13 protein-coding genes are annotated in these 20221 nt (G+C 71.0%); 12 read left to right on the forward strand and 1 reads right to left on the reverse strand.

Annotated features, from left to right (window positions below):
- The first annotated feature begins 56 nt into the window (after nucleotides 1-56).
- From OHL10_RS09580 to OHL10_RS09625, 10 genes are all read left to right on the forward strand, one after another.
- A complete protein-coding gene (locus tag OHL10_RS09580; RefSeq protein WP_265521966.1) occupies nucleotides 57-707 on the forward strand; it encodes a hypothetical protein in 651 nt (216 codons plus the stop codon).
- 38 nt (nucleotides 708-745) lie between these two features.
- Nucleotides 746-1747 carry a sugar phosphate isomerase/epimerase family protein gene (locus OHL10_RS09585; protein WP_265521967.1) on the forward strand — a complete coding sequence of 334 codons (1002 nt, stop codon included), beginning with the start codon at nucleotides 746-748 and terminating at the stop codon, nucleotides 1745-1747.
- A gap of 156 nt (nucleotides 1748-1903) precedes the next feature.
- Nucleotides 1904-3148 carry a Gfo/Idh/MocA family protein gene (locus OHL10_RS09590; protein WP_265521968.1) on the forward strand — a complete coding sequence of 415 codons (1245 nt, stop codon included), beginning with the start codon at nucleotides 1904-1906 and terminating at the stop codon, nucleotides 3146-3148.
- The gene (locus OHL10_RS09595) at nucleotides 3145-4803 is read left to right on the forward strand and encodes a sugar ABC transporter ATP-binding protein (RefSeq protein ID WP_265521969.1); all 1659 of its coding nucleotides are present in this window, start codon (nucleotides 3145-3147) and stop codon (nucleotides 4801-4803) included. The genes OHL10_RS09590 and OHL10_RS09595 overlap by 4 nt, the downstream gene beginning before the upstream one ends.
- Nucleotides 4800-5897, forward strand: coding sequence for an ABC transporter permease (locus tag OHL10_RS09600; RefSeq protein WP_265521970.1), 1098 nt, complete (start codon nucleotides 4800-4802; stop codon nucleotides 5895-5897). The genes OHL10_RS09595 and OHL10_RS09600 overlap by 4 nt, the downstream gene beginning before the upstream one ends.
- Nucleotides 5894-6973, forward strand: coding sequence for an ABC transporter permease (locus OHL10_RS09605; protein ID WP_265521971.1), 1080 nt, complete (start codon nucleotides 5894-5896; stop codon nucleotides 6971-6973). Before OHL10_RS09600 ends, OHL10_RS09605 begins: the two co-directional genes overlap by 4 nt.
- A gap of 133 nt (nucleotides 6974-7106) precedes the next feature.
- Entirely contained in the window at nucleotides 7107-8345 is a 1239-nt protein-coding gene (locus OHL10_RS09610) for a substrate-binding domain-containing protein (protein ID WP_265521972.1), read from the forward strand.
- A 103-nt stretch (nucleotides 8346-8448) separates the two neighbouring features.
- Nucleotides 8449-9324: a sugar phosphate isomerase/epimerase family protein gene (locus tag OHL10_RS09615; protein WP_265521973.1), complete on the forward strand. Its 876-nt coding sequence runs from the start codon at nucleotides 8449-8451 to the stop codon at nucleotides 9322-9324.
- A 192-nt stretch (nucleotides 9325-9516) separates the two neighbouring features.
- Nucleotides 9517-15549: a ThuA domain-containing protein gene (locus OHL10_RS09620; RefSeq protein WP_265521974.1), complete on the forward strand. Its 6033-nt coding sequence runs from the start codon at nucleotides 9517-9519 to the stop codon at nucleotides 15547-15549.
- Between the two features lie 114 nt (nucleotides 15550-15663).
- Nucleotides 15664-16500: a hypothetical protein gene (locus tag OHL10_RS09625; RefSeq protein WP_265521975.1), complete on the forward strand. Its 837-nt coding sequence runs from the start codon at nucleotides 15664-15666 to the stop codon at nucleotides 16498-16500.
- Here the strand turns inward: OHL10_RS09625 and OHL10_RS09630 are convergent.
- Nucleotides 16494-17090: a GNAT family N-acetyltransferase gene (locus OHL10_RS09630; protein WP_265521976.1), complete on the reverse strand. Its 597-nt coding sequence runs from the start codon at nucleotides 17088-17090 to the stop codon at nucleotides 16494-16496. The genes OHL10_RS09625 and OHL10_RS09630 overlap by 7 nt on opposite strands.
- Nucleotides 17091-17149: 59 nt before the next feature.
- Here OHL10_RS09630 and OHL10_RS09635 point away from each other — a divergent pair, with 59 nt between their 5' ends.
- Nucleotides 17150-18046: a LamB/YcsF family protein gene (locus OHL10_RS09635; protein WP_265521977.1), complete on the forward strand. Its 897-nt coding sequence runs from the start codon at nucleotides 17150-17152 to the stop codon at nucleotides 18044-18046.
- The gene (pxpB, locus tag OHL10_RS09640) at nucleotides 18043-19743 is read left to right on the forward strand and encodes a 5-oxoprolinase subunit PxpB (RefSeq protein ID WP_265521978.1); all 1701 of its coding nucleotides are present in this window, start codon (nucleotides 18043-18045) and stop codon (nucleotides 19741-19743) included. The genes OHL10_RS09635 and pxpB overlap by 4 nt, the downstream gene beginning before the upstream one ends.
- Nucleotides 19744-20221 lie beyond the last annotated feature (478 nt).

Raw genomic sequence — 20221 nt, forward strand, 5'->3', positions numbered from 1 at the left:
TCATGACCAGCACGACCAGATGCAGACGACAGCCCACACGACGAGGTGATGACCCGATGTCCCGTACCACCCAGCCTTCGACCCGACCGCCCACGGTCTGGCGACGGGCTCTTGCCGCCGCCGCAGGGCTCCTGGGAGCGAGCGCGCTCGCGCTCGGGCTTGCGACGCCGTCGGCCGCGCACGGCGGAGACGTCGTCATCTCGCTGGGTACCGACGGTCAGGGCGGGATCTCCGCGAACCTCACGTACAAGAACGACGGGCACCCGGTGGAGGAGGCTGCCGAGCTCACCGTCACGGCCGAGTCCGCGGACGGCGAGCGTGTCGGCCCGGTCGTGCTCATGTCTGCCTCCGAGGGGGTGGGGTGGTATGTCTCGCAGGAGCCGGTCCTCGACGAGGGCAACTGGACCCTGACGGCGACGATGACCGCGCCCGTCGAGGCGACCTCCACCGCGCAGGTGGACGTCGTGGCGCCCGAGCCCGCTCCGGACCCTGCGGACGAGGCCGCTGCGGACGATACTGCGATGGATGCCGGCAGCGACCCGGCGGACGGTGACGCCGCGGGTGCGGCCGACGACGCGACTGGGGGAGCCGGCTCGGGCGCGGTGTGGTGGGCCGTGCTCGGTATCGCCGCGGTGGCTGCCGTGGTGTCGGCCGTCGTGGTCACCCGCCGCCGTTCCGGATCGACGACCAGCACGACCGCCCGGTAGTCCGGGACCTGACCGAGAACGACCGAAGGAGACAGACCATGGCACGACCGATCACCCTCTTCACCGGCCAGTGGGCCGACCTGCCGTTCGAGGAGGTGGCCCGGCTCGCGTCGGGCTGGGGCTACGACGGGCTGGAGATCGCCTGCTGGGGCGACCACCTCGACCCGTGGCGCTGGGACGACGAGGAGTACGTCCAGGGCAAGCTCGACCTCCTGGCGAAGTACGACCTGAAGGTCTACGCGATCTCGAACCACCTCAAGGGCCAGGCGGTGTGCGACGACCCCATCGACGAGCGCCACCGGGACATCCTCCCCGACGTGGTGTGGGGTGACGGCGACCCTGAGGGCGTGCGCCAGCGCGCCGCCGAGGAGATGAAGCACACGGCGCGGCTCGCGGCGAAGCTCGGGGTGAAGACGGTCGTGGGGTTCACTGGCTCGTCGATCTGGAAGTACGTGGCGATGTTCCCGCCGGCGTCCCAGGCGATGGTCGACGCCGGGTACCAGGACTTCGCGGACCGGTGGAACCCGATCCTCGACGTGTTCGACGAGGTCGGCGTGCGGTTCGCGCACGAGGTGCACCCGAGCGAGATCGCTTACGACTACTGGACGACGGTGCGCACGCTCGAGGCGATCGGGCACCGTGAGGCGTTCGGCCTCAACTGGGACCCGAGCCACATGGTGTGGCAGGACATCGACCCGGTGAGCTTCCTGTGGGACTTCAAGGACCGCATCTACCACGTGGACTGCAAGGACACGAAGAAGCGCATGACGAACGGCCGCAACGGGCGGATGGGCTCCCATCTCGCCTGGGCCGACCCGCGGCGGGGGTGGGACTTCATCTCGACGGGTCACGGCGACGTGCCGTGGGAGGACTCGTTCCGGATGCTCAACACGATCGGGTACGAGGGGCCGATCTCGGTCGAGTGGGAGGACGCGGGCATGGACCGGCTCGTGGGTGCTCCCGAGGCGCTCGAGTTCGTCCGGAGGTTCGCGTTCGACGCTCCGGAGGCGGCGTTCGACGCGGCCTTCTCGACCCGCTGACGCAGGCGGTCGACCCGCCGCACGCCCGTGATTGCGCTGGTCACGGGCGTGCGGCGTTCCCGATCCAGGCTTCGGAAATGTGCGTTACCAGAACGTGACGATGAAGTTCTGGCTTTTGCTTGACAGTCGACAAAAGTCGCTCGTACTGTGTGTCGCATGCGAGCCGATGACGTCGAGCAAGATCTGCGTACCCCGAGGGCGGCAACCGCCCTCGCCCACGGGCCGGGAGGTGCCGCGGGGTCCGCGCCCACAGGTGCGGTCGACCCTGACGGTGCGCCGTCGAGCCGTCTGCCGGCCGCCGGGTACCACGCGGGGATCATCGGTACGGGCTTCATGGGTGGGGTGCACGCACGTGCGGTCCGCGCGTCGGGCGGCGCCGTCGTCGCGGTCGCGGGCTCCGACGCCGCAGGTGCTCGGGAGGGCGCCGCGCAGCTCGGTGCCGCGGCAGCCGCCCCGGACCCCCAGTCGCTCATCGACGACCCCGACGTCGACGTGGTGCACATCTGCACCCCCAACTACCTGCACGTGCCGCTCGCGGAGGCCGCGCTGCGCGCCGGCAAGCACGTGGTCTGCGAGAAGCCGCTCGCCACCGACGTCGAGGGCGCCGTCCGCCTCGCGGAGCTGGCCGACGCCGCCCGTGAGACCGACGGCCGGGTCACCGTCGTCCCCTTCGCCTACCGCTTCCACCCGATGGTGCGCGAGGCCCGCGAGCTGGTGCGCAACGGGGCGGTCGGGACGGTCTCGCTCGTCCACGGCTCGTACCTGCAGGACTGGCTGCTCAACGCCTCCGACGACAACTGGCGCGTCGATCCGGCGCTCGGGGGCGCGAGCCGCGCCTTCGGGGACATCGGGTCCCACTTCTGCGACCTGCTCGAGTTCACGACGGGCCAGCGGATCGTGCGGCTCGTCGCGCAGCAGACGACGGTCAACCCGTTGCGGGGCGACGCCCAGGGCGGACAGCACCGCGTCCGTACCGAGGACGCCGTCACGCTCCAGTACGCGACCGACGCCGGCGCTCTCGGCACGGCGGTCATCAGCCAGGTCTCGGCGGGGCGCAAGAACCGCCTCTACCTCGAGATCTCGGGCAGCAGGTCGACGCTCTCGTTCGACCAGGAGCAGCCCGAGCTCCTCTGGGAAGGGCGCCGCGACGCCAGCCGCGTCCTCGTCCGCGACCCCGAGAGCCTCTCCAGCGCCGCGGCACGCTACTCCCGGCTGCCCGCCGGCCACGCTCAGGGCTACCAGGAGTGCTTCGACGCGCTGGTCGCCGACACCGCGGCGGCCATCGCCGGTCGCGTCCCCGACGGTCTGCCCACCTTCGACGACGGGCTGCGCGCCGCCCGCCTCGCCGAGGCCGTCGCCCGTTCCGCGCGCACCGGCACCTGGGTGGAGATCGACGCATGACCACCACGAGCACCTCCCGACCGTCGACCCCCGTGGTCGAGCCGATCCTGCGGCTGCGCGGGATCGGCAAGGAGTTCTTCGGTAACTCCGTCCTGCGCGGCATCGACCTCGACGTCCGACCGGGCGAGGTGCACGCCCTGGTCGGGGAGAACGGCGCCGGCAAGTCCACCCTCATGAAGATCATCGCGGGGGTCCACCGTCCCGACGCCGGAACCATGACGCTGGACGACGCCCCGGCGACCTTCACCTCGCCGCTCGCGGCCCAGGTCGTCGGTGTCTCCACGGTCTTCCAGGAGTTCAACCTGCTGCCGGAGCGGACCGTCGCCGAGAACGTGTACCTCGGGCGCGAGCCGCGGCGCTTCGGCCTCGTCGACGCCGCCCGGATGGATCGGGACACTTCCGAGCTGCTCACCGAGCTCGGCCTCGTCGGCATCTCGCCGTGGATGCGGGTCGGCTCCCTCTCGGTCGCCGAGCAGCAGATCGTCGAGATCGTCAAGGCAGTGTCCTACGACGCCCGGATCATCTCGATGGACGAGCCGACGGCGGCGCTCGCCGACCAGGAGGTCGAGCTCCTCTACGAGCTGGTGCGTCGGCTCAAGGAGCGCGGCGTGGCCATCCTCTACGTCTCGCACCGGCTCAAGGAGATCTTCGACCTCTGCGACACCATCACGGTGCTCAAGGACGGCAACCAGGTCATCACCACCGCGACGGCGGACATCACGCCGGACCAGCTCGTCCGCACCATGGTCGGGCGCGAGTTCTCGGGGTACTTCCCGGAGAAGGACCCCACGACGGTGCCGGGCGAGGTGCGCCTCGCGCTGCAGGGCGTGGGCAACACCCAGGTGGACGACGTCACGCTCGAGGTCCGGTCGGGGGAGATCGTGGCGCTCGCCGGCCTGCAGGGTTCAGGGCGGACCGAGATCGCCCACGGCATCTTCGGCATCGCGCCCTTCAGCCGCGGCCGGGTGCTCATCGACGGCACGGAGCACACCCTCACGTCCGCCCGCCAGGCCGTCCGGGCCGGCCTCGCCCTCGTCACCGAGGACCGCAAGGCCGAGGGCCTCGCGCTCGGTCAGTCGATCCTCGCGAACGCCCGCCTCGTGCTCGACTCCGTGACGCCACGGACCTCGGGGAGCCGGGCACGCCGGATCCCCGGGATCCTGTCCTCCCTGGACCTGGTCGCGCGCTCCGCCGAGACCGAGGTGCAGTACCTCTCGGGCGGCAACCAGCAGAAGGTCGTCCTGGCGAAGTGGCTGGTCACGGACCCGGACGTGATCGTGCTCGACGAACCCACCCGGGGGATCGACGTCGGTGCCAAGCGCGCCGTCTACGACCTCATGCGCGAGCTGACGGCCGACGGCGTCGCGGTGCTCCTCATCTCCTCGGAGCTTCCCGAGGTGGTGGCCATGGCCGACCGCATCCTCGTGATGCGTGACGGCCGGCTCGCCGGTGAGCTCCCCGCCGGCAGCGACGAGGAGACCGTCATGTCCCTGGCCACCGGGGCGGGCGAGGAGTCCGCCGAGCACGTCGCGGTCGACCTCTCCGTCCTCGCGGAGCACCCGGAGGCGCTCGCCGCGCTCCCCGGTGCGTCCGATGCCGCGCACCGCCCCGGCGGGCAGCCCGCCGACCGTCCCGTACAGCAGGAGGAACGATGAGCACCGCGGTCACCACCGCCCCGCCTGCGGCCGGCGCACCGCCGTCGTCGGTACGCCGCCGACGCAGGCTCGGCTCGACCGGGATCGTGTATCTCGCGCTCGTGGGCATCCTGCTGATCTCGGTCGTGCTCGTCGGCCTCCGGGGCGGCAACTTCTTCAGCCAGTCGACCGTCGCGTACATGCTCACCCAGACGAGCCTGCTGGGCTTCGTCGCGATCGGGCAGACCTTCGTCATCCTGTGCCGGTCGCTCGACCTGTCGGTCGGCTACGTCGTCGCGCTGTGCTCGATCGTCGGCGCCACCACGATGGCGGGCGACCCGAACCGGGTCTGGCTCGGTGTCGTCGCGGCGCTCGCGGTGGCCGCCGGTGTAGGGCTGGTCAACGGACTGGTGATCTCCCGGCTACGGGTCAATCCCTTCATCGCGACGCTGGGTGTCGGTCTCATCATCAAGGGCTATCTCGACACGCAGTTCAAGGGACCCGCCGGGAGCGTGCCGGCTTCGTTCCAGGGCTTTGGCTACACCCGGATCGGTCCGGTCCCGGTCTCCACGATCGTCATGGTCGCCGTCGCCGTCCTCGGTGTCGTCCTGCTCACCCGCACACGCTCCGGCTATCACATGTTCGCGGTCGGTGGGAACGTCGACGTCGCGCGGCTGTCGGGCATCCGCACGGGTCGGTCGATCGTCCTCGCACACGTCTTGTGCTCGCTGTGCGCCGGAGTCGCCGGACTGCTCATCGCCGCCCGGTTCAGCACCGGCAACGCGCTCGTGTACTCCTACGGGCTCGACCTCGACTCGATCGCGGCCGTCGTCCTCGGAGGCACGCTGCTCCTGGGCGGCCGGGGGTCGGTCGCCGGCACCGTGGGCGGAGTGGCCATCCTCGCGGTCCTCGACACGACCTTCAACGTCCTCGACATCAACCCGTTCTTCAAGGACGTGCTGCGCGGGGCGATCATCATCGCCGCCGTCGCGCTGTACGCCCGCCGTCAGATCGACCCGGCGAGCAGCCGGGCGAGATTCCTGCCGGGGCGCAGAGCCGCGCCCTCGGCGCCCACCGGGACCAGCGGCCCGGCGACCGGAGGTGCATCCGCATGAGCACGAGCGCAGCGACGGCGCGGGCTGAGCGCCCCCGCCTCCTCGAGCGGATCACCGCCAGCAGCAGCTGGACGGTCTACGCTCTGCTGATCGTCGTCTTCGTCGGCATCCTCGTGATGAACCCGTCGTTCGGCGAGCCCATGTCGCTCATGGCGTTCGTGAAGAAGGCGGCGCCGCTGATCATTCTGGCGATCGGGCAGTACTTCGTCATCGTCTCGGGCGAGTTCGACCTGTCGGTGGGCTCCCTCGTCGGCGCCCAGGTCGTCATCGCCGCCCGGCTGATGGACGGCGAGGACTCCATGACCTGGCCGGTCATGGGCATCATGCTCCTCTTCGGTCTGGCCGTGGGCCTGGTCAACGGGCTCGTCACGACGCTGCTCAAGGTGCCGTCGTTCATCACCACGCTCGGCATGATGCTCGTCCTGTACGGTGCGATTCGGCTCTGGACCGGCGGGGCGCCGACCGGCGCGCTCACCGAGGGCTTCCGCCAGTGGGGGCGTGGCGGGCTGTTCGGGTCGCCGGGCGAGTTCCAGGTGCCCTACGCGCTGCTGATCGTCGTCGTGCTCGGTGTCCTCGCGGCGCTGCTCATGCGCCGTCCGTACGGACGCACGCTCATGGCGACGGGCAACAACGACGTGGCCGCGGCGTTCTCCGGAGCTCCCGTCTGGTGGGTCCGGACCCGTGCCTTCCTCCTCTCGGGCTTGATGGCGACCGTCGCCGCCGTCCTTATCGGTGGGTACGCCGGTGTGACCGCCCAGGTCGGGCAGGGTCTGGAGTTCGTGGCGATCACCGCGGTCGTCCTCGGCGGAGTGGTCCTCGGTGGTGGCCGCGGGTCGGTCGTCGCCGCGATGGCCGGTGCGCTCACCCTCGAGGCGCTGTTCACGCTGTTCAACCAGCTGAGCCTGCCGTCCACGATCCGTCCCGCCGTCCAGGGCGTCATCATCATCGCGGCCGTCGCCTATGCCGCGGTCCCGCGCCGCCCGCGCCGGCGGGCAACGGCTGAGCCGCCGAGCTCCGCCGAGCCCTCGAGCCCTGTCGACCCGCCGTCGAGACCGAAGGAGCCCGCAGCGACCTGACCGTCCCGACCGCCGACCATCCCGACCACCCACGCCTCACCGCACGACCTGTCCATCACCCCACTACGCAGGATCGCTCGCCGCACAGATGCGGGGAGCGGGACGACGACGTCTCAACCACAGGAGAAGGAACATGCGACGCTCTCGAGCTCTACTGGCGGGTGCCGCCACCGCGGCCCTGATGTTCACCGCAGCGTGCACCACGGACACGCCCACCGAGACCGCCCCCGAGGGGACGGAGACCACCGCCGAGGAGACGGCGGAGGCCGAGGGCTCGGACGACTCCGGCGCCAACAGCGACTGGTTCGTCCAGGCCGACTTCGACCGCGAGCTGGCTCAGCGCGACATCGCCCCCGAGGGGCCGGCCGACCAGCCGTGGCTCCAGGCGATCGAGCCCGAGTTCGTCGACACGAGCGAGTTCGCCAGCGAGGGCGGCGACAAGGTGCTCTGCTTCTCGAACGCCTCGGTCTCCAACCCGTGGCGCGTGACCGGCTGGATCACGATGCAGCAGCAGGTCGAGGTCCTCGAGGCCGAGGGTGTCATCGGGGAGTTCCGCGTCTCCGACGCCGCCGACGACGACAACAAGCAGATCTCCGACATCCAGGCGTTCGTCGAGGCGGGTGACTGCGACGCGATCATCGTCTCGCCGTCCACCACCGCGACGCTCACCCCGGCCGTCGAGGCGGCGTGCGAGAGCGGCAAGCCCGTCATCGTCTTCGACCGTGGTGTCAACACCGACTGCATGGTGACCTTCATCCACCCGATCGGCGGCTACGCCTACGGTGCGGACGGCGCCGAGTTCCTCACGGAGAACCTCGACGAGGGATCCACGGTCCTCGCGCTGCGTATCCTGCCCGGCGTGGACGTGCTCGAGAACCGCTGGGCCGCAGCCGACAAGATCTTCTCGGAGTCCGGCCTCGAGGTCGTGGGCCAGGAGTTCACCGGTGGCGATGCCGCCCAGATCAAGGACATCGTGACGCAGTACCTGCAGCGCGGACCGGTCGACGGCATCTGGATGGATGCCGGTGACGGTTCCGTCGCCGCCGTCGAGGCGTTCGAGGACGCAGGCCAGCCGTACCCGGTCTTCATGGGTGAGGACGAGATGAGCTTCCTGCGCAAGTGGCAGGACACCGAGATGACCGCGATCGGTGCGGTCTACTCGAACTTCCAGTGGCGCACCCCGATCCTCGCGGCGCAGATGATCTGGAACGGCGAGGAGGTCCCGAGCGAGTGGGTCCTGCCGCAGGACCCGATCGAGGCCGACGAGCTCGACGCGTACCTCGAGGAGAACGCGGACATGCCGAGCCTGCACTACGCCAAGTTCGGTGGCGAGGACCTGCCGGGCTACCCGGAGGCCTGGACCGACCGCTGATCCGACCCCGCCCGACGTCGGCACGCACCCGGGTGCGTGCCGACGTCGGGCAGCCCGAGCAGCACCCCGAGAAGCACTGCAGCACACGACGAAAGAGAGCACCGTGGCTCGTACCCGTCCGCACGCCCGCCCGATCGGCGTCAACACCTGGGTCTGGACGTCACCGCTGACGGACCGCTCCCTCGAGGAGATCGCGGCGCGCGTCGCCGGCTGGGGTTTCGACGTCCTGGAGCTCCCGGTGGAGTCCGTCGACGACTGGGACCCGCGGCACGCCGCCGCCGTCCTGGCCGACCACGGGCTGGGGGCGAGCGTGTCTCTCGTCATGGGTCCCGGCCGTGAGCTCGTCGCGACCGACCCGTCCACCGTGTCCGCCACGCAGGACTATCTGCGGCGCGTGGTCGATGCCGCCCACGCCATCGGGGCGCGCGTGATCGGAGGGCCGGCCTACGCCTCGGTCGGCCGCACCTGGCGGCTGGACCCCGTCGAGCGGGAGGCCGCGTACGACGAGCTGGCGGACCACCTGGGACCGGTGGTCGAGCACGCCCGGGGCGCGGGCATCACCGTCGGGATCGAGCCCCTCAACCGCTACGAGACGAGCCTGGTCAACACGGTCGACCAAGCGCTCGAGGTCGTCCGCCGCCTTCCCGAGGACGGGGTCGGGCTGATGCTCGACGTCTACCACATGAACATCGAGGAGACGGACCTGCAGGCCGCGATCGCGCGCGCGGGCGACCGCATCGCGCACGTCCAGGTCTGCGGCAACGACCGTGGAGCCCCTGGCACCGACCATCTCGACTGGCCCGCGCTGCTCGGCGCCCTCGACGACGCCGGGTACGACGGCCCGCTCGTCATCGAGTCCTTCACCGCCGACAACGCCACGATCGCCACGGCCGCCTCCATCTGGCGCCCGCTGGCCCGCACGCAGGACGCCATCGCCACCGACGGCCTGGCCTTCTTGAGAGGACTGATGCCCAGCTGACGTAGCAGCAGCGAATCCACCGCTGGCGCCGGCACGCCGCGGGGTGACGACCACTCGACCGCACGGCAAGAACCGCGCGGACCCGCACGTCGAAAATGCCCTGGAGGCACCACGATGACTGCACGACGTCCCCGTAGGGGGAGATTCGTCGCTGCGCTGACCATCGGAGCGCTCGCGTTCACGCTCGCGCCCATGACGATGGCTTCCGCGCACGACGGCCCGCACGAGGCCGGTGAGGAACACAAGGTCCTCATCTTCACCAAGACGACCCAGTTCCGGCACACCGAGGCGATCACGCAGGGCACCCCGGTGCTCGAGTCGGCGTTCGCGGAGGTCGGCATCGCGTCCGACCACACCGAGGACTCGACGGTCTTCAACGACGAGGACCTCGCAGAGTACGACGCCCTGGTCATGTTCCAGACCTCGGGCGACCCGTGGAACGCCGACGAGAAGGCTGCCCTCGAGCGCTACCAGCAGGCCGGGGGTGGCATCGTCGCCATCCACAACGCCACGGACATGCGCGGCAGCTACGACTGGTGGGACACCATGATCGGCGCGCTGATGCCCGGTCACGCCGCGACCGGCAACAGCCCGGGCCTGCCTGGCACGGTCCGGGTCGAGGACCGTACGCACCCGTCGACCGAGCACCTCGAGCAGCGGTGGGACCGCGCCGACGAGTGGTACAACTTCTCCGCGAACGTCCGCGGCACCGCGCACGTGCTCGCGACCATGGACGAGACCACCTACGCCGCCGGCGGCAACGCCATGGGCTACGACCACCCGATCTCGTGGTGCAAGCCGTACGACGGCGGTCGTTCCTGGATGACCGGCATGGGCCACTTCGGCGCGCACTACACGCAGGAGCCGGAGTTCGTGCAGCACATCGTCGGCGGTGTGCAGTGGGCAGCCGGACTGGTGGAGGGTGACTGCGGCGGCACCGACTGGGGCCAGTTCGAGAAGGTCGCGCTCGACACCAACACGAGCGCGCCGTTCGCGATGGACGTGGCACCGGACGGTCGCGTGTTCTACACCGAGCTGGTCCGCGGGCAGATCCGCGTCTACGACCCGCGCACGCAGAGCACGAGCACCGCGATCACCATCCCGGTCTACTCGGGTGGTGAGGACGGACTGCTCGGGATCGCGCTCGACCGCGACTTCGAGGAGAACGGGTTCCTCTACCAGTACTACTCGCAGGCGAGCTCGAACGACTCCGACCCGGCGAACTTCTTCAGCCGGCTCTCGCGCTTCACGGTCACCTCGAACGGTCCTGGCGCCACGCTCATCGAGCCGGACTCCGAGGTCGTCCTCATGGAGATCCCCGCGCGACGGCTGCCGGACGAGCCGGGCCACACGGGCGGCGGTCTGATCATGGACCACGCGACGGGTGACCTGTACCTCGGCATCGGTGACGACGTGAACCCGCACTCCGAGCCCTCGGGCGGCTACGCGCCGATCTCCGAGCGGAACGGGACGTTCCACGACGCCCGCGAGACGTCCGCGAACACGAACGACCTGCGCGGCAAGATCCTGCGCATCCACCCCGAGCCCGACGGCACGTACTCCATCCCCGAGGGCAACCTGTTCGCCCCGGGCACGGACAAGACGCTGCCGGAGATCTACGCGATGGGCTTCCGGAACCCGTTCCGGTTCACGATCGACGAGCGCACGGGCAACCTGGGCGTCGCCGACTACTCACCCGACAACGGTTCGGACAACCCGAACAACCGAGGCCCCGCAGGTATCTCGGAGTGGAACCTCGTCAAGGAGCCCGGGTTCTTCGGCTGGCCGCTGTGCATGGGCAACAACGAGCCGTTCCGTGATGTCGACTACCGCACGAGCCCGGTCACCGTGGGTGCGTTCTTCGACTGCGACAACCCCGTGAACGACTCCGTGCGCAACACCGGCCTCACCGAGCTGCCCCCGGCCCAGCCGGCGGACATGTGGTACGGCTACCAGCGCTCGTCGGTGCCGGGTGTCATCCCGGCAGGCGGCGGCCTCGCCCCCATGGGCGGCCCGTTCTACCAGTTCGACCCGGAGCTCGAGTCCGACGTCAAGTTCCCCGAGTACTACGACGGCAAGCCCTTCTTCTACGAGTGGGCGCGCAACAAGATGTACTCGATCGACCTCGTGGACGGCGGCGCCGCACCTGGCGTCACCGACGTGGAGAAGGTCAACCCGTTCCTCCCGAGCGAGCAGTTCCTCGCCCCGATCGACTCGAAGTTCGGGCCCGACGGCGCGATGTACGTCCTCGACTGGGGCGGCGGCTTCGGCCGGGACAACCCGAACTCCGGTCTGCACCGGATCGACTACGTCTCGGGCTCGCGCTCACCCGTCGCCGAGGTGTCGGCGACCCCCGACTCCGGCACGGCGCCGCTCGAGGTGAGCTTCGACGGCTCGGAGAGCACCGACCCCGAGGGGGAGGACCTCGAGTACGCGTGGGACTTCGACGGTGACGGCACCACGGACTCGACCGAGGTCTCACCGACGTACACCTACACGAGCAACGGCGTCTACGACGCCCGGCTCACCGTGACGGACCCCGCCGGCAAGGTCGGGACCGCCACCGTGCCGATCACGGTCGGCAACACCCGCCCCGAGGTGGACTTCAACCTGCCGCCGAACGGGTCGTTCTTCGACTTCGGCGACGAGATCACCTGGGACCTCGAGGTGACCGACGCCGAGGACGCGCCCGACGGCGAAGGCATCGACGATGCCGACGTCATCATCCAGCCCGCACTCGGGCACGACGAGCACGCGCACCCGTCCGAGCCGTTGACCGGACGCACGGGCTCGGTCGCGACCAGCCTGGGCGGCGGGCACGGCGAGGGCATGAACGTGTTCTACGTCCTCGACGGCCGGTACACCGACTCGGGTGGTGAGGACGGCACGCCCGCCCTCACCGGGTCGGACACGTCGCTCGTGTTCGGCAAGAAGCGCGAGGCCGAGTTCCACAGCGCGACCGAGGGCACGACGACGTCGCCGAGCCGGGACGTCGAGGGCGGCGGTTCCGTGATCGCGGGCGCCGACGGCGCCTGGGCCTCGTACGAGCCGTTCAACCTCTACCAGATCGACGCGCTCACCGTGCGTGTCGCCGCTGCTGCTGCCGGCACCGTCGAGCTGCGGCGCGACGCGCCGGACGGCGAGCTCCTCGGTACCGCCGAGGTACCGGCGACGGGGCTCGGCAACTTCACGGACGTGCGCGTCGACGTCACCGACCCGGGGGAGACCTTCACCCTGTACGTCGTGCTCCCCGGAGCCGGCGAACGGCGGGTCAACTTCATCGAGGCGAACGGCAAGGGCAACTCGCCGACGTCGCGCCCCGAGGTCGCCATCACCGCACCCGCGGCGGGCGACGAGCTCGAGCAGGGCACCATCGAGGTCGTGGCCGAGGCCACCGACGCCGAGAACACGGTGACCGAGGTCGAGTTCTTCGTCGACGGTACGTCCCTCGGCGTCGACGACGAGGCGCCCTTCACCGCCGAGTGGGAGGTCGACGCGGACGGCTATTACGCGCTGACCGCGGTCGCGACCAACGACCAGGGCCTCACGACCACGTCCCGCGTGGTCCAGGCGCAGGTCGGAGACCTCTTCGGCGGGATGAAGACCTTCACCAACGCGAACGGCTCGTTCGAGCAGCTCGCGGAGGGCAGGTTCGTCATCACCTCCGGCGGCACGAACATGTGGCAGGGCGTCAACCAGTACTCGACGATCTACCGCGAGCAGGGAGCCGACGAGAACTGGTCGGCGACCGTGAAGATCAACAGCCAGGGCAACTCGCACGGGTCCGCCAAGGCCGGGATCATCGTCCGCAACGACGTCACGCAGACGGGGAACTCCCCGGGATACGCCGCGCTGGGCATCCGCCCGAGCGGTGGTTTCGAGTGGCTGCGGGCCGGCGCGAACGGACAGCTCTCGGCGTCCACGGCTGCCAGCACGACGAGCTACCCCGCCTGGGTCCGGATCGAGCGGGACGGTGACCTCTACACGGCCTCCTGGAGCAAGGACGGGACGAACTTCACGCAGATCGGCGAGCCGCAGGCCCTGCCGGGTGCGGCGTCCGTCCAGGACGTGGGTCTCTTCGTCACCGCCCACCACGCCACGGCCACGAGCGCCGTGGAGTTCCAGGACTTCGTGTTCGACGACGACCCGGCCGGCCCGGGCGAGCCCGGCGGGGGCGAACCCCCGCAGTGCCTCGCGCCGCGGTCCGACGAGTTCGACGGCGACGAGGTCGACTCTCGCTGGACGGTCGTCCGCGAGGGCGACGGCCAGCCGATCACGGTCGAGGACGGCAACGCCGTGCTCCCCGTGGTCCAGGGCGACATCAACGAGGGCGAACCTGGTCCGATCAGCTACCTGGGGCAGCCCGTCCCGGACGGCGAGTGGACCATCGAGACCCTGATCGACGTCCCGCTCACCCGGCACTGGCAGCACGCCGGGCTCCTCGTGCACGCGACCGACGACGAGTACACGAAGCTCGCGTTCACGAAGAACCAGAACGGGAACAGGTTCCTCGAGTTCCAGACCGAGACCGCAGGGACGCGGACCTGGCACGGCCAGACCAACGTCGCCACCGACTTCCCGTCGGCGATCCACCTGCGGCTCGTCTCCGACGGGTCGGCCATCACCGCGGCCTACTCGCCGGACGGCGAGGCGTGGACGGCGCTCGCGGGCTCGGCTCCGGTCAAGGCCGACGCGACCTTCGGTGTCATGGCGGCGGGCGACACGGCCGCTCCGGACACCGTGGCGCTCGTCGACCACGTCCGGATCACGCCGGACGTCGAGGACGGGGACGACGACGGGACGCGGGAGCCCAGCGACGAGTTCGAGGGCAACGCCCTCGACGGCTGCCGCTGGAACGCCGTGGTGCGCTGGGACGGGTCGAAGGTCGAGGTCGCCGACGGCGAGCTGCGGATCACGACCCAGCCGGGCGACATCAACAACGACAACCCGATCAGCCCGCGGAACTTCATCCTCCAGGATGCTCCCGAGGGCGACTGGGTTGCCGAGACGCGGTTCAAGGCACCGCTGGTGCACCGCTGGCAGTACGCCGGCCTGCTCGCCTATGCGGACGACGACGACTACGTGAAGCTGGACGTCGTCGCCAAGAACGATCCGGGAGCGGCGCTGAACCTGGGCGCCGAGCTCGTCTCGGAGCAGAACGGCGGGTTCGGCAACGGGGGCAACCGCGCTCTCGAGATCGCCGACTCGACCGAGTCCGGGTACTGGTACCTGCGGATGGCGAAGGTCGGCGACACCTACGAGGGCTGGGTCAGCGACGGCGGGGTGAACTGGCAGTCACTGGGCCAGCCGGTCACGCACGACGCCGACCTCACCTCTGTCGGCCTCATCGCCGTGGGACCGGAGCAGGAGACGCCGGTCACGGTGGCGTTCGACTGGTTCCGTCTCACGACCGACGAGGGCGACACGCAGGCACCCGAGGTGTCGGTGAGCCAGTCGCCGGAGGCCGGGGAGTCCGGGTGGAGCACCGAGGAGGTCGAGGTCACCGCGACCGCGACCGACGACGTGACCGAGAGCCCGACCATCGAGGTCAGCACGGACGGCGGCGAGTGGCAGCCCTACGAGGGACCGGTGACGGTCTCCGAGGACGGCGAGCACACGCTGGCGTTCCGTGCGACGGACGAGGCGGGCAACGTGTCGACGGAGGTGACGCACGTGGTCCGGCTCGACACGGTGGCACCGACGGCGTCGGCGGAGCTCGCGGGTCGCACGGTGACCCTGACGGGTGACGACACGGGCTCTGGGCTCGAACGGCTCGAGTACCGGATCGAGGGGGACACCCCCGACGGCGAGTGGCTCACGTACGACGAGCCGTTCGACGTGGGTGCCGGAGCTGTCGAGGTCGCGTACCGCGCCGTCGACGTGGCGGGGAACGTCGGCGAGACGCTGACGCTCTCGGTGCCGGCGGCCGGTGGTGGCGTCTCGGTCGAGACGGAGGTCCGCAGCCAGTGCCTCGGCACGCGGGCGTACGTCTCGGTGCGCGTGATCAACACGGACGACGTCCCGGCGTCGATCACGCTGAGCACGCCCTACGGCGAGCGGACGTTCGCCGCGGTCGCACCGGGCAAGTCTGCGTACCAGTCGTTCGCGACGCGGGCGGCGGCGATCGAGGCGGGTACCGTCACGATCACCGCGTCGGCCGAGCGCGACGGTGAGGAGCTGTCCTCGGTCATCGAGGCGGGCTACGCCGCGATCACCTGCGGGTGACCGCACACCGGTAGCCGTCCCCGCCTCGGCGGGGGCGGCTACCGGCCCCAGCAAGTCCCAGCAAGTTCAGGCAAGTTGAGGCGGGCGACGGCCCGGACACCGAGGAGCAACGACGTGCGACAGCAGACGAAGCCCCACGGCTCGGCACCCCGAGACCCGGCGGGACGCCGGTCGGCGCCCGCCGGCCGGTCGTCCGCCCGCCCCACCCGAGACCGGGGCGGTGCCGGCCGCCCCGCTCCGCGGTCACCGGGGAGCGGTGACGCTCCTCGGTGGCCGCGGAACCTCTCGAGCCGCGGCCGCTGGGTCCTGGCCGCCGTCGCGCTCGTGGTCGTGGCCGTCGTCATCGGTGCGATCCTCTGGGCGACACGCGGCGAGCCGGTCACGGAGTCGGACGACATGCCCAACAGCGTCGCCGAGCGCGTCGCCGAGCTCGAGGCCGCGGAGGTCGCCCGGGCCGAGGAGAACCTCGGCCTCGTCATCGAGCACGCGACCGTCACCCAGGAGCGGGTGACACCGGTCATGCACGAGCTGCACGCCGTTCTCCCGACGGACGACACCTCGCCTGCCGAGGTCCGCGAGGCGCAGATCACCGGCTGGACCGCGCTCCTGGACGACCTCGTGGCGCAGACGCAGGCGGTGCCGACGGGCTCGTCCGAGCACAACATCGTTCGCAACGGCATGGCGGTCTCGCTCGGTCTGCTCGGCGACAGCGTCGACGCGCTCGACCTCGCGCGCACGGCCGAGGGCGAGGACCAGGAGAGACTCCTCGAGCTGGCCGCGTCCCTGCGTGGCCGAGCGGTGGAGACGTGGGCCGTCGCCGCCACCCAGCTGGACCTCATGGCGATCGCGGGCGACCGCGGCCACGTCCACGTCTTCCTCCCCGTCCACCCGACCGACCCGGGTGATGGCGGTCTCGACCTGCCCGAGGGCGACGGTCACGCCGATCACTGACCGACGGCAGGCTCCACCGGTCGCTCCATGACGAAGTCACGGTGCACGTCCGTGCCCACCCGCTGCGTCTTGTGCCCGACGACGGTGAAGCCGCTCTTGACGTAGAAGCGCTGCGCGCGTGCGTTGAGGCGGTTCACCCCCAGCCAGAGCCCTGCGGCGCCGTGCTCGGCCGCGACCTCGAGCGTGGACGCCATGAGGGCCGCCGCGACCCCACGGCCGTGGTGCCCGGGCCGCACGTAGAACTTGCTGAGATACGCCGCCGGGCGACGTGTGAGGACACGCTCGACGTCCGGGTCGACGGCTCCGCTCAGCACGAGCAGCGCGTACGCCGCGGGGATGCCCGGGTCCGGAACAGTACCTTCGCCGAGCACGGTGTCGTCGAGCACGGTCTCCTCGTGCTCGGCGACGACCACCGCGTATCGCGGGTCGGTGACGTACTCGGCGAACCTCTCGACGGACAGGTGCGCGGCGAGGAACGCGTCGATCTCGGTCGCGGACGTCCCCGGCGGGCAGGCGAGCGGGAACGTCTCGGCCGCAAGAGCTGCCAGGGCCGCGGGATCGTCGGGCCGGGCCGGGCGTACGTGGATCACGTCCGTGAATCTACCCCGCCGGCACACGTGAGGGGCGTCCCACCGGCGATGATAGGAGCATGGTGACCTCGTCAGCAGACCGCGCCGCACCGCCGCCGGCCGACCGTGCGGCTGATCATGCGGCCGACCCGACCGTCGACCTGAACGCCGACCTCGGAGAGGGGTACGGGCGGTGGACGCTCGTGGACGACGAGAGGTTGCTAGGGCTCGTGACCAGCGCGAACGTCGCGTGCGGCTTCCACGCCGGGGACTCCACGACGATGCGGACGATCACGGACCGGGCGGTCCGTCAGGGGGTGCGGGTCGGTGCGCACGTCGCCTACCGAGACCTCGCGGGATTCGGACGCCGTTTTATGGAGGTGCCCGCGCGCGAGCTGACCGACGACATCGTCTACCAGATCGCAGCTCTCGACGGGTTCGCACGGCTTGCCGGGGACCGCGTGCGCTACGTCAAGCCGCACGGAGCCCTGTACAACGCGATCGTCCGGCACGAGGTGCAGGCGAGGGCGGTCGTCGACGCGATCCGTGCGTACGACCCCAGCCTCCCCGTGGTTGGGCTGCCCGGTTCGGCAGTGCTGGTACTCGCCGAGGCGGCCGGGCTTCCGGTGGTGCGCGAGGCCTTCGCCGACCGTGGCTACCTGCCGTCCGGTGAGCTCGTGCCGCGGTCCGAGCCTGGTGCGGTCCTGCACGACGACGAGCAGGTCGCCGACCGCGTGCTCTCGCTGGTGACCGAGGGGACCGTCGTCGCTGTCGACGGCAGCCTGCTGCGCGTGGACGCGGACTCGGTGTGCGTCCACTCCGACACACCTGGAGCGGTGGGCCTGCTCGGGGCCGTGCGCCGCAGGCTCGAGCAGAACGGTGTCCTCGTCCGGCCGTTCGTCACCGACCCCGCGAGCGACCGTGCCGTCGACCGCTCGGGGCCGCCCGCGCACGGGATCGGCTCCGGAGCACGGTGAGCCCGGCGGACGAGAGCGGCCCGAGCGGCCGGGGCGCCGGGACCGGCGAGCGGGAGACGCCCGACGACGTCCACGAGCGGGTGCGCGCGTTCGGCGACGCGGCGCTCCTCGTCGACCTCGAGAGTCTCGAGCAGGTACAGGCGGTCCGTGACGCACTGGTGCGGGACCCCGTCGAGGACCTGACCGACGTCGTGCCGGCCGCGCGCACCGTCCTGCTCCTCGTCGTCGACGGTGGTGACGTCCGCGCCGTCCGAGTACGGGTGGTGGAGCGCGTCCGCGCGGCGCTCGCGGGGCGCGCACAGGTCGCGTCAGGGGCCGAGGCGGCGGACGCGGTGGTCGAGATCCCCGTCGTCTACGACGGCGCCGACCTCCACGACGTCGCGGCCTGGGCGGGTCTGACGGTGGCCGAGGTCGTCGCACGCCACAGCGGGCAGGAGTACCGGGCGGCGTTCAGCGGCTTTATGCCGGGCTTCACCTATCTCACAGGGGTGGACCCGAGGATCGCAGCGCCGCGTCGCTCGACCCCCCGCACGTCCGTGCCGGCCGGCTCGGTCGCGCTCGCCGGCGACCTGACGGCCGTCTACCCCGCCTCCAGCCCGGGAGGCTGGCAGCTGCTGGGCAGGACGTCGCTCAGCATGTTCGACGTCGACCGTGACCCCCCGGCCCTCGTCCCGCCCGGTGCGCGGGTGCGGTTCGTGCCCGTCCCGGCCGCGGTCTCGGCGACCGTGTCGGCGTCCACGTCGCCGGCGGCGTCGTCTCCTGTGCCACAGCGGGGTGACCGGAGCACCGCGGAGGACGCGGTGCTCGAGGTGCTGTCCCCAGGCATGCTCACACTCGTGCAGGACGCGGGCAGACCGGGTCGAGCGGCCCTGGGCGTGAGCCGGTCGGGGGCGGCGGACCGCGCGTCCTTCGACCTCGCGAACCGCCTGGTCGCGAACCCCGCCGGCGCGGCAGCACTGGAGCTGACGTTCGGGGGACTGGCCCTGCGGTTCCGGCAGCGCGCCACGGTCGCGGTCGCCGGCGCGCCTGCGCCGATGACGGTCGACGGCACGGCGGTCGGGATGCACGCGGTGCTCGACGTTCCCGCAGGCGCCGAGCTGAGGATCGGCCTGCCGACCGCGGGGCTGCGGACCTACGTCGCGCTCCGGGGCGGGGTGCGCGTGCCGCAGGTGCTCGGCTCGTCGTCCACCGATGTCCTCTCCGGCATCGGACCGCCACCGCTCGCGCCCGGGACCGTGCTCGGGGTAGGGGAACCGCCCGAGGACGTGCCGGTCGTCGAGGTGGCCCCGGTGCGCGATCCCGTGGGTACCCGCCGCGTCGGGGAGCGACCGGGGGAGCCCACGGTGCTCGAGGTGATGCCCGGGGTACGGGGCCAGTGGTTCGGGCGCGATGCCTTCGCCGCGCTGGGTGCGACGTTCGTGGTGTCGCCGGACTCGAACAGGGTGGCGCTGCGACTGAGCGGACCGCCCGTCCCGCGCTCGCCCCGAGAGCTCCCCTCGGAGGGACTGGTGCGCGGCGCCGTCCAGGTACCGCCGGACGGGCAACCGGTCCTCTTTCTCGCGGACCACCCGGTGACCGGCGGCTACCCGGTGATCGCGGTCCTCACGAGCCGGTCGGCCGATCGAGCGGCCCAACGACGACCCGGCGACCGCGTGGCGCTGCGGTTCGTCGGGGGGAATCGCGAGCCGCCTGGCTGAGCCGGGTGTCGCCGCAGGTCAGGGCCGGTTCGCGGCCTTCTGCTCGGAGCCGACGCGACCTCGCGCTCCTATTGCGACCTCGCTGTGGCGGCCCTCACGTGAACACGACTTGACCCTGCTGGAAACCTCCGCGTAATGTTCTGGATGTCAGCCCGACAGGGAGGAACAGACACCGCCGCAGAGCTCGTCACGAGCTGGTGCGGGTGGCTGGTCCCGGGGCTGGAAACCACGAAGATCGAACAGCGCGAGAGCGTCTGGTCCTTCTGCGTCGGTGCGGGTCGATCCCCAGCACGATGCGCTTCCTCCGGGAAGCGGGTTGACGCGGAGGGCGCGGTCCGGTAAGTTAGCAGGGTTGCCCCGAGTGAGGGTCCGCTGGGCGGGTCTGAGTCGGTGTGTGTCGGTTGTTTGAGAACTCAACAGTGTGCTTGATAGTCAATGCCAATATCCCTCGTCGGGTGTCTGGTGGTCATCGTTGTGG

The organism is Oerskovia flava (assembly GCF_026163685.1).
Lineage (GTDB): Bacteria > Actinomycetota > Actinomycetes > Actinomycetales > Cellulomonadaceae > Oerskovia_A > Oerskovia_A flava.

Bases quoted from the DNA above. Each gene is read 5' to 3' on its own strand.
- OHL10_RS09600 (WP_265521970.1), top strand. From the start codon at position 4,800: ATGAGCACCGCGGTCACCACCGCCCCGCCTGCGGCCGGCGCACCGCCG.
- OHL10_RS09605 (WP_265521971.1), top strand. From the start codon at position 5,894: ATGAGCACGAGCGCAGCGACGGCGCGGGCTGAGCGCCCCCGCCTCCTC.
- OHL10_RS09610 (WP_265521972.1), top strand. From the start codon at position 7,107: ATGCGACGCTCTCGAGCTCTACTGGCGGGTGCCGCCACCGCGGCCCTG.
- OHL10_RS09595 (WP_265521969.1), top strand. From the start codon at position 3,145: ATGACCACCACGAGCACCTCCCGACCGTCGACCCCCGTGGTCGAGCCG.
- OHL10_RS09635 (WP_265521977.1), top strand. From the start codon at position 17,150: ATGGTGACCTCGTCAGCAGACCGCGCCGCACCGCCGCCGGCCGACCGT.
- OHL10_RS09580 (WP_265521966.1), top strand. From the start codon at position 57: ATGTCCCGTACCACCCAGCCTTCGACCCGACCGCCCACGGTCTGGCGA.
- OHL10_RS09620 (WP_265521974.1), top strand. From the start codon at position 9,517: ATGACGATGGCTTCCGCGCACGACGGCCCGCACGAGGCCGGTGAGGAA.
- OHL10_RS09585 (WP_265521967.1), top strand. From the start codon at position 746: ATGGCACGACCGATCACCCTCTTCACCGGCCAGTGGGCCGACCTGCCG.
- OHL10_RS09590 (WP_265521968.1), top strand. From the start codon at position 1,904: ATGCGAGCCGATGACGTCGAGCAAGATCTGCGTACCCCGAGGGCGGCA.